Raw genomic sequence first — 12564 nt, forward strand, 5'->3', positions numbered from 1 at the left:
TTCCACCTGGTCCGCTATTTGGTACGTTTCAAGAGAACGGGCAGCATCCCTCCCCTGAGGACGGTTGGAAAACGATGACGGCGAGTATCAAAGACGTAGCCCACCTGGCCGGCGTGTTCATCGGGACCGTCAGCAACGTGCTCAACCGTCCAGAGACCGTCATGCCCAGAACTCGTCGCAAGGTGCTCGACGCGATCACCGAGCTCGGGTACGTGCGCAACGACTCCGCGCGCCAGCTCCGCGCCGGCCGCAGCCGCACGATCGCGATCGTCGTGCTCGACGTCTCCAACCCCTTCTTCACCGACGTCGTGCGCGCCGCGGAGGTGGTGATCGAGGACGCCGGCCAGATGCTCGTCGTCTGCAACAGCGGTGAGGAACCGGAACGGGAGCTGCGGCACCTGGACTCGCTCGAGGAACAACGGGTCCAGGGAGTACTGGTCACGCCGATCTCCGACGGACCGAGCCCGCGCATCGACACCCTGGTCGCCCGCGGCATCCCGGTAGTTCTGGTCGACCGAACCTCCGCCCACCCGAGCCGCTGCTCGGTGGCCGTCGACGACGTGGCCGGCGGGCGCCTCGCGGCCGACCACCTGGTCGAGCGAGGGCATCGGCACATCGCCTTCGTCGGCGGGCCGTTCGGGATGAGCCAGGTCAAGGACCGGCACGCGGGCGCGGCCACGCTCGTCAACGAGCACGGCGGAAAGGTGCGGCTGTCCGTCCACCGCACGGGAACCCTGTCGGTGGTGGCGGGCAGGCAGGCCGCCGACGACCTCGTCGCGCTGCCGGCGGCGCAGCGGCCGTCGGCGGCGTTCTGCGGCAACGACCTGGTCGCGCTCGGTCTGTTGCAGGGACTGGCCGCCCACGGTGTCCGGGTGCCCGAAGACAATGGCCATCGTCGGTTACGACGACATCGACTTCGCCGCGGCGGCGACCGTGCCACTCAGCTCGGTGCGTCAGCCGCGCGCGCTGCTCGGGCGCACAGCCGCGCAGCTGCTGCTGGAGGAGTCCCTCAACAGCCGTAACCACCAACATCGTCACGTCCTGTTCCAGCCGGATCTGGTTGTACGAGAGTCGAGCGGCGGTTGCCGGTGAGGTCCCGCCCATCAGCGACCTCACCGGCAACCGCCTGTCTATGCCGTCAGAGCCCTACGCGGCCCTGAAGGTGAACTGTCCGGAAGGGACGGTGAAGACGGTGTAGCCGTCCTCGACCCGCTCGAACGTGGCTCGATCCGGCGTCCGGACGGACTGCCCGTCGCCGGTTGGCACCCAGACCTCTGCCGTCGTGTTCGTCGGTACCGTGATCTTCAGCTCGAAGCGCCGCTCGGACCTGGTCCAGGCGCTACGTGCCTCACCCTTCGGTGTCTTGTAGCTGCCCTTGGCGTAGGTGAGGTCCCCGACCGCCTTTGGCTGGATCACCAGCTTGTCGTACGCGACCGAGTCCGCGGCCGACCGGATGCCGACCACACCGCTCTGGAACCATTCCTCGATCTGCGCCAGGATCATGTGGTTCTTGGAACTGCCGCGCGTCCACCGCTCGCCAATGGTCGTGAAACCACCGGGGTTCTCGGACGTGGACGCCATGAAGTAGCCGTAACTCGGGTAGTCGTCCTCTTGGAGCAGGTCCCAGAGCACGTCGTCGCGACCCGCCGCCGCGAGGCTGCGCACGGTCGGCGACATTCCGATGGTGCCGCCGCTGAAGTGCGGGCCGTCACCTTCGGGGTGGAACGCGTAGACGTTGGAGACCAGGTAGTCGATGACGCCCTGCCGCTTGTCCTCCGGAACGAGCCCGGTGTCGAGCGCGAGCGCCTGGGCCGACTGGGTCGCCCCGGCGGTGCCGGCGTTGCCGGCGGCGGTGTAGTAGCCGAGCGTGTCGTTGAAGAACGCGCGGTTGAACGCCGCCTTGATCTCTTCGGCCAGCGCCGTGTACTCCGCCGCGTCGGCGATGTGCCCGGTCAGCCCGGCCATCATCGCCATCTTGGTGATCATGACGTAGTAGCCCCACGTCCCCGTGATCCGGCCCGAGGTGTCCTCCGCCGACACCCAGTCGGTCAGGGCGGCATCGACGATGTGTGCGTTGTCGCCGGTGCCGACCTTCTGTCGCTGGATGTAGTCGACGAACTTGCTCATCTGGTCGTAGTACGTCGCCATCGTCTGGGTGTCGCCGTACAGCTCGTACAGCATCGCCGGCACGAGGATGATCGCGTTACCCCAGTTGATCTCGTCGCCGAACCGGCCGGTGTAGCCCCAGTCGTACACGGGGGTCTTCAGCGCCACGTTGCCGGCCATCGGGCTGTCGGCGACCGACTGTCCCTCGACGAGGTGGTGCATCGAGGTGCGCATGAAGGCGCCGAGCTCGTAGTTGCGGTGGATGGAGCCCATCGGCATGGTGTAGTCCGCCGGGTAGGACAGCTTCTCGCGGCCCGGGCAGTCGGTGAAGACCGACATCATGTTGCCGGCGAACGAGTAGCGGGCCATCTTGTGGATCCGGTTGATCCGCGCGTTCGAGGTCGTGAACTCGCTCGCGACGGGCGTGTCGGCCTGGAGCCGTACGCCGGTGACCAGGTCCCGCGTCGGCACGAAGCCCTCGGGCAGTCCGGTGACCTGGACCCACTGCATGCCGAAATAGTTGAACTGCGGATGCCACGACTCGCTCTTGCGAGCGCCGTAGGCGGTGTAGGTGTTGAACAGGTCAGCGCCGCGGCCGCCAGGGCCGAGCGAGCTCTGGTTGACCGTGCCGTCCGGGTTCAACGACTCGGCCGGTGCCACCTTGATGGTGGTGCCTGCCGGCAGGTCACGCAGATGGAGCTCGGGCCAGCCGACGATGTTCTGACCGAAGTCGAACACCCAGGTGCCGGGCACCGGATTGGTGACCGAGACCGGCTTGAACCGCTCCTGTTCCACGACCGGCTCCGCGGCGCGGGCGACCAGCCGCGTGGCCAGGTTCGGCGGCGGGGCGATGCCGGCGCTGACCCACTCGGTGGGTGTGCCGTCGCGGCGCTTGGCGGTCGCGCCGAGGTTCGACCCGGCCTCGTTCCAGCCCGGCTGCTCGCGCCGGGCGTCGTAATCGGCGCCGGAGTACCAGGCGTCGGTCACCAGCGGACCGAACGCCGCACGCCACGACCGGTCGGTGACGATCTCCGAACGGCTGCCGTCGCGGTACGTGACCTCCAGACGGCCGATGAACCGCGGTGTGACGGCCGCACCAGCGGAGGCGTCGCTGGCGGCGATGTTGTTGCCCGAGCCGGTCACCTTGGCGCCGGCGGCGTGCGCGGCGGACAACGCGGGGGTGAACGCGATGCCGGTGCCGTCAACGCCGGCGGTCCCGATCGCGGTGATGGTCCGCGACTCGAGGCGGTCGCCGCCACCGCCGGTGTCGACGTTGACGGTGCCGCCGACGTGGTAGCCCGTGACGCTGTCGACCTTGACCGTGGTCGCGCCGGCGGCCGCGTCGGCGGCGAGCAGTCCGTTGCCCTTGAGCTGGCTCTGCCACCACGAGTAGGGCGAGGTCCGGCCCACCGCGGGGTTGGTGACGCTGCGCCGCACGTACGCGGTGCCGTTACCGAGCTCGACCCCGATGGTGTTGGCGCCGTCGCGCAGCGCCTTGGTGACGTCATAGGTGCGGTACTCGCTGGAGAGCTGGTAGTTGGAGTTGCCGGGGGCCAGGACCTCGTCGGTCACCGCGCGACCGTTGACGGTCGCGTGGTGCAGCCCGACACCGGAGAGGTAGAGCCGCGCGTCGGCGACCTTCTTGCCGCGCGGCACGGCGAACTGGCGGGCGAAGATCGGCAGCGGCTGGTTCTCGGCACGGTCGGGGTAGTCGATCCACCGGGCGTCGCCCCAGTCGCTCTGTTGGAGCAGGCCGGCCGACCAGGTGGCCGGCTGCGACCAGTCCGAGGGCCTCTTGAGCGCGTCCCAGACCCGCACGCGCCAGGCCACCGTGTCGCGCGAGCGCAGGGTCTTGGTGAAGACCGCGCGCTGGTCCGCGCTGGCGACCTTGCCGGAAGACCAGATCAGCTTGCCGGCCTTGAGCTTGGCCTGGTCGGCCGCGGCCTGGATCTCGTAGGCGGTCTGCCGGTCGCCGGGGCAGGCGATCTTCGCGTGGGGGCGGTAACACGGATGCGACGCCGCGCGGCGGGTCTCGGAAATCTGCCAGCTCAACGTGGGTCGCTGATTGTCCAGACCCTGCGGGGAGTCGTAACGGCCGTCAACGGCGAGGTTGACGGCCTCGACGTCACCGCCGGAGTTCGCGTGCGCGGATGCCCCCGTCGTGAACGGGGGTGCCACAAGAGTCAATGCCAGGAACCCGCCTATCATCGCGGTCGCCGTGCGTCTTTTGGTTGGCACCCGTTCTCCCTTCCTCGCAGTCAGGTGGTGCTCGGCTCGCGCAGGGCGGCGAGCCGTCCAGAGGCGGCGACCCGGGCGAACGCGTACGCGCTGGGCCTGGGTACGCGTGCGAAGTCGCGCGTCCGATCGACGGCGACCAGGCCGAACGTCGGTCGGTATCCCTCGCTCCACTCGAAGTTGTCGAACGCCGACCAGTGCAGGTAGCCGCGCACGTCCACGCCCTCGGCGCGGGCCGCGGCGACCGCGGCGAGGTGACCGTCGAGGTAGTCGACGCGTTCGCGGTCGTCGGTGGTGGCGATGCCGTTCTCGGTGACGTACAGCGGCAGCCCGGTCCGTTTGGCGGCGTGGTGCAGCACCTGCCGCAGCCCATCGGGATGGACCGCCCACCCCATTTGCGTGAGCGGGAAGTCCGGCGGCGGCGCGGCGAAGAACGTCGGGGAGGCCGGGTCGACCCATTGCTTGCGGTAGTACTGCACGCCCAGCCAGTCGCCGGTGATCCCGTCGAGGTAGCGGTCGACGATCTCGTGTTGCATCAGCGCGAGCAGGGCTTGGCAGGCGGGATCGTCGCGGATCGGTGCCAGCAAGGGCAATTGGACGCACAGCCCGGTGCTGGACGCGGGCGAGGTGTCGCGGATCGCACGGACCGCTTCGTGATGTGCGTCGAGCAGGACGCCGCCGACCCGCTTCCACAGCACGGGGTTGGTGAGCCCCGGCGGGTGGTAGCCCTCGAGATAGCCGTGCAGGGCGACCATCTGCGGCTCGTTGATCGTGCACACGAACGGCATCAGGTCGCCCAGCGCCGCACCGACCTGACGGCAGTAGGTGCCGAACAGGTCGACGGCGTCCGGGGCCAGCCACCCGCCACGTGCGGCGAACCAGCGCGGCAGGGTGAAGTGGTGAAGCGTGACGAAGGGTGTCAGGCCCGCATCCACGAGTGCGGTGAGCACCCGGCGGTAGTGGGCGAGAGCGGCGACGCTGAACTCCCCCGCCGCCGGCTCGATCCGCGACCACTCCACCGACAACCGGTGGGTGTTGTGGCCGAGCGAGCGCAGCAGGGCGAAGTCCTGCGCGTACCGGTGGTAGTGGTCGATCGCGTCCCCGGACGATTCGATGGCCGCCGACCCGGGGTCGTGCTCGAAGTCCCACCAGTCGCTGTTGACGTTGCCGCCCTCCACCTGGTGCGCCGCGGTCGCGGCGCCCCAGATGAAGTCGGGTGGAAAGTCGGTCACCCGCCGGCCTTGTAGTCGGTGTCCATCGCGGCCAGCACCTTGTCCGGTGTGGACTGCTTGCTGAAGATCTCCTGCAGGCCGCTGAGCATCGTCTGCTGGACCTTGGCGTTGGGCCAGAGCTGGTCCATGAACGGCACCGTGCGGTTCTGGTTGATGTAGTCGGCGAGCTCGGTCAGCGACGGGTCCAGGTCGAAGCCGGTGTCGGCCAGGGCCGGCACGCCGCCCTGCTGCTTGACGTAGAGGTTCATGCCGTCCGGCGACATGACGAAGTTGACGAACTTGAGCGCCAGCTCCTTGTTCTTGGCCTTGGCGTTGACGCCGTATCCGGCGCCGGCGGCGGCCGGCATCACGAAGCTGGCCGGGTTGTCGGTGGCGGGCAACGGCTTGATGGTGAACTTGCCGGTCGGGTTCTGCTTCTTGAGCAGCGCGATCACCCAGTTGCCCTGCACCAGGCCCAGCGTCTTGCCGGTGGCGGCGAGCTGCTGGCTGGCCTCGTAGCTGGTGCCGAGCGGGTTCTTCTGGAAGCAGCCGGCCTTGTCCATGTCCTGGTACTTGGCCATCGCGGTGGTCCACGGCGAGTTGGCGAAGGTCGCCCGGCCGGCCTGCATCTTGGTGTCGAACCCACGGTCGTCCGCGTACACCGTGGTGGCGACGAGGGCGTACAGGACCAGCTGGGTGACCCAGTTGTCCTGGATGCCGAGCGCGAACGCCGGCGTCCCCTTGCCCGCGGCGGCCTTGCAGAAGTCGATCATCTGCGTCCAGGTCTCGGGCGCGGTGAGCCCGGCCTTGGCCAACGCGTCCTCGTTGTAGACCGCGCCGATGCCGTTGAGGCCGAAGATCGCGTTGTAGGTCTTGCCGTCGTACTGCGCGACGCTCTTGACGGCCTCGGGGTATTTCGCCGCCCAGGCCTGGTCGGACAGGTCGAGCAGGTAGCCGGGCTTGGCCAGCACGTAGGTGGCGCCGGGGTTGCCGTTGCCCGGCCACACCGACATGACGTCCGGCGCGGTGCCGGAGGCGAGCTGGGTGCGGATCTGCTGCTGGTACTGGTCGGCACCGCTGGTCGTGAAGTTGACCTTCACGCCGGGGTTCTTGGCCTCGAAGGCCTTGACGACCTCTTCGACGGAGCCCTGGTCGACCGATGCGAGGGTCAGGGTGTTGTCCTGGGCCTTGTCGCCTGAGGCCGCGTTGGTGCCACCGCTACAAGCGGCCGCCAGCGTGACGGAGACCGTCGCCGCGATCAGAGCCGCCAATTTCGCTTTCTTCATCTGCTCTCCCACGAAGTTTTGAGGGACTACGCGCCCTGATACGCGGCGCTGAAGGTGTAGCGCCCCGACGACAGCGCGACGGTTGCTCCCGCGGCTGACGGCTGGACTGTGCGCACGCCCGGCTGGTCGGCGGCCGGCTGGCCGCCTTCGGTGATGCTGGCCGGGTGAGAGGTGGGAATTTCGAGAGTTGCGGTACTGCCGGGCGGGACCGTGGCAGTCACGGTGATCCGCCCGTTCTTGATCGACCAACCGCACGCGACGGTGCCGCGCACGGTCTCCTGCTGGGCACGGGCCCAGCTGAGCCGGCCGCCGGGAACGGGCCGCAGCAGCAGCTCGCGGTAGCCGACGGACGTGGTGGTCTGGTCGATCCCGGCGACGCGGCCGTAGAGCCAGTCGCCGACGCTGCCGAGGCTGTAGTGGTTGAAGGAGTTCATCGCCGGCGACTGGAACCCGCCGTGCTCGGTCCAGCCGTCCCAGCGCTCCCAGATCGTCGTGGCGCCGTGCCGGATGGAGTAGCCCCAGCTCGGGAACTCCTCCTGGTGCAGCAGCGCGTAGGCCAGGTCCGCGCGGCCGTGCTCGGTCAGCACCGGACACAGCAGGGCGACGCCCAGAAATCCGGTGGTCAGCCGGATGTCGCGTTTCTCGATGTCGGCCGCCAGGTGGTCCACCGCGGCGCGCACCAGGCTGGGCGGCAGCAGCCCGAAGGCGAGAGCGAGCAGGTACCCCGTCTGGGTGCCGCCCTCGACCGTCCCGTTGTCGCCGACGTACGAGTCGATGAACGCGGCCCGGATCGCGCCGTGCAGTCCCCGGTACTCGATCGCGACATCGTGGTGCCCGAGCACCTCGGCCGCGTCCGCGACGATCTCGGCGCTGCGGGCGAAGTAGGCCGTCGACAGCACGTCGCGCGGCGTGACGGCGTCGACCTGCAACCAGTCGCCGTAGGAGTTCCCGGTGCGGTGGCGCCAGCGCAGATCCGGGTTGTGCCGGCGGATGCGGTCGACCCAGGCCACCATCGATGGGAAGGAGCGTTCCAGCGCCACGCGGTCGCCGTACGTCCGCCACAGGTGCCACGGGATGATCACTCCGGCGTCGCCCCACGCGGGTGCGGCCTCTCGGTCGATCCAGACTGCCGGTGCGACATCGCGGAAGGCGCCGTCCGCGTCCTGCCCGTCGATCACATCGCGCAGCCACCGGGCCAGGAACGCCGACACGTCGGCGTTGCGGCTGGCGGTGGGTGTGAAGATCTGCGCGTCGGCGAGCCAGCCGAGCCGTTCGTCGCGTTGCGGGCAGTCGGTCGGGACGGCGACGAAGTTGCCTCGCTGACCCCAGGCGATGTTGGACTGGAGCTGGTTGACCATCGGGTCGGAGCACTCGAACGTCCCGTCGAACGGGGTGTCGTTGTGCAGCACCCGGGCGACGATCTCCAGCTCGCCGACGTGGTTGTCGACCTCGGCGTAGCGGAAACCGTGAATCGTGAACCGGGGTTCGAAGACCTCGGTTCCTGTGCCCGCCGCTACGTACGTGTCGGTCGCGTCGGCCCGGCGCAGGTTGTCCAGGTACAGCTCGCCGTTGTCGAGCACCTCGGCGTGCCGGACGGTGATCCGCTGGCCCGCTGCCGCCCCGCGCAGGGTGAGGCGTACCCGGCCGACCAGGTTCTGCCCGAAGTCGACGATGGTGCGCCCTGCCGCCCGGGGATAAAGGGCGACCGGCGCGATGTCGCGGACGACACGGATCGGCTGGTCGGGTTCGGCGACCAGTGGGCCGGGGCTCGGGTCGTCGACGGCCACCGGGGTGAAGCCGGCGTCCGAACCGTGCGGCGCGTCCCAGTCCGGTACCGCGAGGCGGGCGTCGACGTACTCGCCCATCAGCAGGTCCGCGGAGCGGACGGCGCCGGGTCGCTCGGTCCAGTCGGCGTCCGTGGCGACCACCTGACGGGAACCGTCCGAGAAGTCGACGACGAGCTGCGCCAGGAAGCTCGGGTGGTCACCGTAGTGCTGGGCGGGGCGGCGCGGGTCGAACCCCAGGTACCCGGACCACCAGCCGTCAGCCACGACCGCACCGAGCACGTTCCGGCCGTCGCGCAACAGGTCGGTGACGTCGTAGGTCTGGTACTGGATCCGGTGGCGGTACTCGGTCCAACCGGGCGAGAGCTCGAGGTCTCCGACACGCTGCCCGTTGAGCCGGGGCTCGTAGACGCCGCGGGCGGTGGCGTACAGCCGGCCGCGGACGGGAACGCGGTCCAGGTCGAACGCGCGGCGCAGCTGCAGCGCCGGTCGGCTGGGCTCGTCGTCATCGGTCGGGGGGTCGACCAGTGGCAGACCGGCGGGATCGCGGGTGATCCACACCGCCGACCAGTCGCTGCGGTGCAGCAGGCCTGTCTCGAACCAGCTCTGTCCCGCCGACGGGCCGTCACCGCGCTCGTCCCAGACCTCGACCCGCCAGTGGTAGCGGGTCGCCGACTGGAGCGCTGGACCGTCCCAGGTGGCCTCGAGGTCGCCTGCGGTGCGGCGTCCGGTGTCCCAGAGCAGGCGGCGTGGGTCGTCGAGGTCCGCCGGGTTGGCGGCGACGGTGAGCCGGTAGGCGCCCTGGGCGGCGCCGCGCCGGTCGGCGCGCAGGCGCCAGGACAGGCGCGGCCAGGTGGCGTCCAGTCCGAGCGGTTCGACTCGCTGCTCGGTCCGCAGACCGTACGGATGCGTCATCCCTTGAGCCCTCCGGCGAAGCCGTTGATGATGCTGCGCTGCAGCGCGAAATAGACGACCAGGATCGGGATCATGCTGATCAACAGCGCGGCGAAGATCAGGTTCCAGTCGGAGACGTACTGGCCGACGAAACCGGAGATGGCCACCGGCACGGTCTGCTGGGTGCTGCCGGACAGGTACAGCAGCGGGGTGAAGAAGTCGTTCCAGATGCTCACCGCGTTGAGCACGATCGCCGTGACGGTGATGGGTTTGAGCATCGGGAACACGACGTGCCGGAAGGCCTCCCACGAGGTGCAACCGTCGATGAACGCCGCGTCCTCGAAGTCGCGGGGTAGCGCGCGCAGGAACCCGATGTAGAGGAACGTCGTGAACGGCACCTGCAGGCCGGAGTAGAACAGGATCAGCGCCCACGCGCTGCCGAGCAGGTGCAGGTCGCGCATCGTCTGGTAGAGGGGCAACGCGGCGAGCTGGAACGGCAGCATCAGCCCAAGCATGATCAGCAGGAAGATGCCGCGGGACCACCGGGCGGTGACACGCGCCAGCGGGTACGCGGCCAGCGCCGAGATCGCGATGACGATGAGCACGCTGACGACGGTGACCAGGGCGCTGTTGGCGAGGGCGCCCCCGAGCGCGCCCTGTTGCCAGGCCTGGGTGAAGTTGTCCAACGTCGGCGCCAGGGTCGGCCGCAGCGGGGACGAGGTGTCCGACGGCGGCCGCACAGCGAGGTTGACCAGGACGTACAGCGGGAAGGCGACGACCAGCGCGATGGCGACCATCAGCAGTTCGAGGCTGAACGTACGGCGCGTGTAGCGGTTCATGACGCCGCCCTTTCGTTGCGCGCCAGCACCAGGTACTGGCCGGTGGAGGCGACCGCGACGATGACGGTGAGGATGACGGCCAGGGCGATGCTGTAGCCGAACTCGCCGAGCGTGAACGCGTCCTTGTAGATCAGGGTGGACAGGGTGTCGGTGGCGTGTCCGGGTCCACCGCCGGTGAGGGCGTACACCTGGTCGAACAGCTTGATGCCGCCGATGATCGAGAGCATCAGGTTGATCGTGAACGCCGGCGCCAGCAGCGGCCGGGTGACCGACCAGAAGCGGCGCACCGGCCCGGTGCCGTCGATCGCCGCGGCGTCGTAGATCTCCTTCGGGATCGACTGCATGCCGGCCAGGAAGATGACCATGGAGTAGCCGCCGAACTGCCAGACGATCACGCCGACGATCGACCAGAGGGCCAGGTCAGGATCTCCGAGCCAGTTCTGCTGCCAGGAGTCCAGCCCGACGGCCCCCAACAAGCTGTTGACCGCGCCGTCCGTGGAGAGCAGGTTGCGCCACAGGTAGGCGGTGACGATCGGCGTGATCACCGCGGGCGCGAACAGGAACACCCGCAGCACGTTCCGCGACTTGATCATGGTGTTGACGCCGAGGGCGAGCGCGAGCCCGAACCCGTTCTGGATGACCGTGATCGAGACCGCGATCAGCAGCGTGTGCCAGATCGCCTGCTTCGCGTCCGGGTCCCGGAACATCTCGACGAAGTTGTCCAGGCCGACGAACGAGAAGCTCGGGTCGAGGCCGTCCCAGTCGGTGAACGCGTAGTAGACCCCGCGGACGCTGGGGACCAGCACGACGAAGGCGAAGAGCGCCATCGCCGGTACGACGAACCACCACGGCGGGCCGGTACGACCCAGATTGAAACGTTTCATACGACGTGCCAGCCATCCCTCGGTTCACAACCTGGAGACCCCCCGCTGTCGCTGCCTGTCGGCGGCTCCGGCCTGGGGCGTAAGGATCAACCACTGTCGTGGGTAACGTTGCCCAAATGTTTCGCCCGACCCTAGAAGTTCACCGGAACGACGTCAAGGGTCTTGTCGAGCAAGGTCTTGGTACGTAGCCTCACGCGGATAGCCGGCGACCCGTCTCGCCCTCGGCAAACGTTTTCCACAAGGGTGCGGAGGTGGGGTCATGGCACGCCCGGTGCAACAGCGACGGGTCACGATCGTCGACGTCGCGCGGCACGCCCAGGTCTCGACCACCGCCGTCTCCAAGGTGCTGCGCAACGCCTACGGCACCAGCCCGGCGATGCAGCAGAAGGTCCACCAGGCGATCGCCGACCTCGGCTACCGGCCGTCGGCCGCCGCGCGGGGGTTACGCGGGCAGACGTACACGCTGGGCGTGATGGTCCCGGACATCGCCAACCCGTTCTTTCCCGAGATTCTCAACGGAGTGACCGCGTCGCTGCGCGACAGCTCCTACCAGGTGCTGCTGGCGCCTGGGTGCGCCGGCGAGCAGGCCGAGGCCAGGACGATCGAGTCGATGATCGACCGCAGCATGGACGGGATCATCCTCATCGCGCCGATCTCGCCGCGGGCCCACTTAGAGCACGTCGCCGGCATCATTCCCACGGTCATCGTCGGCCGGCACGCCCGCAGTGCCATCTACGACACCGTCGCCGACGACGACATCGCCGGCGCCGCTCTGGTCGTCGACCATCTGGTCGAGCTCGGCCACCGCCGGATCGCGCACGTCGAACACCTCGAGACCGAGCCGTCGTGCATCGAGGAGATGCCGAACATGATCCGCGCGGAGGGCTACCGGCGCGCGATGCGTCGGCACGGCCTCGACGCCGAGATCGACGTCGTGTCGCGGACCTACACCCGCGAGGGCGGCTACACGGGCGCGCGCGAGCTGCTCGAGCGGCCGAACCGGCCGACGGCCATCTTCGCCGGAGCGGACATCGCCGCGATGGGTGTGCTCGACGCGGTCGCTGAGGCCGGGCTGTCCGTGCCGGGCGACATCTCCGTCGCGGGCTACGACAACACCACGTTCGCCTCGTTCAGCCAGGTCTCGCTGACCAGCGTCGACCAGGCGGGCTGGCAGATCGGCGCCGACGCCGCCCGGCTGCTGCTGGAACGCATCGCCGACCGCTCGCGCCGCTCGGCCCAGGTCAAGCTCTCCCCCACCTTGGTGGTCCGCACCACGACGGCGCCACCGCCGACACCGTAGCCGGCCCCGGGCGTCGAGCACCCGG

General features: G+C 69.1%; 8 protein-coding genes and 1 pseudogene. 3 read left to right on the forward strand and 6 right to left on the reverse strand.

Annotated elements, in window-relative coordinates:
* Nucleotides 1-74: 74 nt before the first annotated feature.
* Both CHC05_RS36195 and CHC05_RS43205 read left to right on the forward strand, forming a co-directional pair.
* Nucleotides 75-824 (forward strand): annotated as a pseudogene (locus CHC05_RS36195) (LacI family DNA-binding transcriptional regulator); the annotation flags it as partial.
* 61 nt (nucleotides 825-885) lie between these two features.
* A complete protein-coding gene (locus CHC05_RS43205) occupies nucleotides 886-1092 on the forward strand; it encodes a substrate-binding domain-containing protein (protein WP_281257793.1) in 207 nt (68 codons plus the stop codon).
* A 54-nt stretch (nucleotides 1093-1146) separates the two neighbouring features.
* Here the strand turns inward: CHC05_RS43205 and CHC05_RS36200 are convergent, their stop codons facing one another.
* Genes CHC05_RS36200 through CHC05_RS36225 form a run of 6 tightly spaced genes read right to left on the reverse strand, consistent with a single transcriptional unit; the run spans nucleotide 1147 to nucleotide 11239 of the window.
* A complete protein-coding gene (locus CHC05_RS36200) occupies nucleotides 1147-4344 on the reverse strand; it encodes an alpha-L-rhamnosidase (RefSeq protein ID WP_245871397.1) in 3198 nt (1065 codons plus the stop codon).
* Nucleotides 4345-4364: 20 nt separating this feature from the next.
* Nucleotides 4365-5573 (reverse strand): glycoside hydrolase family 1 protein, encoded by a 1209-nt coding sequence (locus tag CHC05_RS36205; protein WP_089255156.1) that lies wholly within the window; start codon nucleotides 5571-5573, stop codon nucleotides 4365-4367.
* Nucleotides 5570-6838, reverse strand: coding sequence for an ABC transporter substrate-binding protein (locus CHC05_RS36210; protein WP_089255157.1), 1269 nt, complete (start codon nucleotides 6836-6838; stop codon nucleotides 5570-5572). The genes CHC05_RS36205 and CHC05_RS36210 overlap by 4 nt, the downstream gene beginning before the upstream one ends.
* A gap of 26 nt (nucleotides 6839-6864) precedes the next feature.
* The gene (locus CHC05_RS36215) at nucleotides 6865-9537 is read right to left on the reverse strand and encodes an alpha-L-rhamnosidase (protein ID WP_089255158.1); all 2673 of its coding nucleotides are present in this window, start codon (nucleotides 9535-9537) and stop codon (nucleotides 6865-6867) included.
* Complete coding sequence (locus tag CHC05_RS36220; RefSeq protein ID WP_089255159.1) at nucleotides 9534-10355, reverse strand: carbohydrate ABC transporter permease; 822 nt, start codon at nucleotides 10353-10355, stop codon at nucleotides 9534-9536. The genes CHC05_RS36215 and CHC05_RS36220 overlap by 4 nt, the downstream gene beginning before the upstream one ends.
* On the reverse strand, nucleotides 10352-11239 hold the full coding sequence (locus CHC05_RS36225) for a carbohydrate ABC transporter permease (protein WP_089255160.1): 888 nt from the start codon (nucleotides 11237-11239) through the stop codon (nucleotides 10352-10354). Before CHC05_RS36225 ends, CHC05_RS36220 begins: the two co-directional genes overlap by 4 nt.
* A gap of 259 nt (nucleotides 11240-11498) precedes the next feature.
* Here CHC05_RS36225 and CHC05_RS36230 point away from each other — a divergent pair, with 259 nt between their 5' ends.
* Nucleotides 11499-12539 (forward strand): LacI family DNA-binding transcriptional regulator, encoded by a 1041-nt coding sequence (locus tag CHC05_RS36230; protein WP_089255161.1) that lies wholly within the window; start codon nucleotides 11499-11501, stop codon nucleotides 12537-12539.
* Nucleotides 12540-12564 lie beyond the last annotated feature (25 nt).

This window comes from Asanoa hainanensis (genome assembly GCF_900188485.1).
GTDB classification, from domain to species: Bacteria; Actinomycetota; Actinomycetes; order Mycobacteriales; family Micromonosporaceae; genus Asanoa; species Asanoa hainanensis.

Excerpts from the sequence above, each read along its gene's own strand:
- CHC05_RS43205 (WP_281257793.1), top strand. The coding sequence starts at position 886 with ATGGCCATCGTCGGTTACGACGACATCGACTTCGCCGCGGCGGCGACC.
- CHC05_RS36210 (WP_089255157.1), bottom strand. The coding sequence starts at position 6,838 with ATGAAGAAAGCGAAATTGGCGGCTCTGATCGCGGCGACGGTCTCCGTC.
- CHC05_RS36215 (WP_089255158.1), bottom strand. The coding sequence starts at position 9,537 with ATGACGCATCCGTACGGTCTGCGGACCGAGCAGCGAGTCGAACCGCTC.
- CHC05_RS36220 (WP_089255159.1), bottom strand. The coding sequence starts at position 10,355 with ATGAACCGCTACACGCGCCGTACGTTCAGCCTCGAACTGCTGATGGTC.
- CHC05_RS36225 (WP_089255160.1), bottom strand. The coding sequence starts at position 11,239 with ATGAAACGTTTCAATCTGGGTCGTACCGGCCCGCCGTGGTGGTTCGTC.
- CHC05_RS36230 (WP_089255161.1), top strand. The coding sequence starts at position 11,499 with ATGGCACGCCCGGTGCAACAGCGACGGGTCACGATCGTCGACGTCGCG.